The organism is Stenotrophomonas sp. P5_A8 (assembly GCF_056400545.1).
This window is the reverse complement of the sequence record NZ_JBFULB010000607.1, coordinates 1-895: the sequence shown is the minus strand read 5'-3', so window position 1 is coordinate 895 and position 895 is coordinate 1. Positions and strand designations below refer to the sequence as shown.

General features: G+C 65.9%; 1 pseudogene. It reads right to left on the bottom strand.

The features are described 5' to 3' along the window. Positions 1–120: 120 nt before the first annotated feature. Positions 121–895: pseudogene (gene acnA, locus AC1DQP_RS21020) on the bottom strand (aconitate hydratase); the annotation flags it as partial.

The window sequence follows — 895 nt, the reverse complement described above, 5'->3', positions numbered from 1 at the left end:
GTGCCGAGCATGGCTCGGCACTACCGGGGGCTGGGGATGGCTGGAGGTTGCCGGTGCCGAGCATGGCTCGGCACTACCGGGCGGCCCGCCTGCGTTGCGGGCGGGCCGCGGTGGCGCGTTTCAGCCCTTCGCCGCCAGCTGGCGCAGCACGTATTGCAGCAGGCCGCCGTGCTTGAAGTACTCCACTTCCTTCGGGGTGAGCAGCATGACGTGCGCCTCGAAGGTCTTCGTCGTGCCATCGGCCTTGGTCGCAGTGAGCGTGGCGGTCTTGCTGACGCCGTCCTGCAGGCCGGTGACGTCGACCGTTTCCGAACCGTCCAGACCCAGGCTCTGCGCGTTCTCGCCGGCCTTGAACTGCAGCGGCAGCACGCCCATGCCGACCAGGTTGGAGCGATGGATGCGCTCGAAGCTCTCTGCGATGACCGCCTTGACGCCCAGCAGATTGGTGCCTTTTGCCGCCCAGTCGCGCGAGGAGCCGGTGCCATACTCCTTGCCGGCAAACACCACCAGCGGCACGCCTTCGGCCTTGTATTTCATGGCCGCGTCGTAGATGGCCAGCTTCTGCGGCTCGCCGCCGTCCTTGGGGAAGTACAGCGTGTTGCCGCCTTCCTCGCCACCGAACATCAGGTTCTTGATGCGGATGTTGGCGAAGGTGCCACGGACCATGACGTCATCGTTGCCACGACGGCTGCCATAGCTGTTGAAGTCGGCCGGTTGCACGCCGCGTTCCTGCAGGAAGCGCCCGGCGGGCGAATCCTTCTTGATGTTGCCGGCCGGGGAGATGTGATCGGTGGTGATCGAATCGCCGAACAGGCCCATCACCCGCGCGCCGTGCACGTCGTCGATGTGGCCGACCTGCATGGTCATGCCCTCGAAATACGGCGGGTTCTTGAGG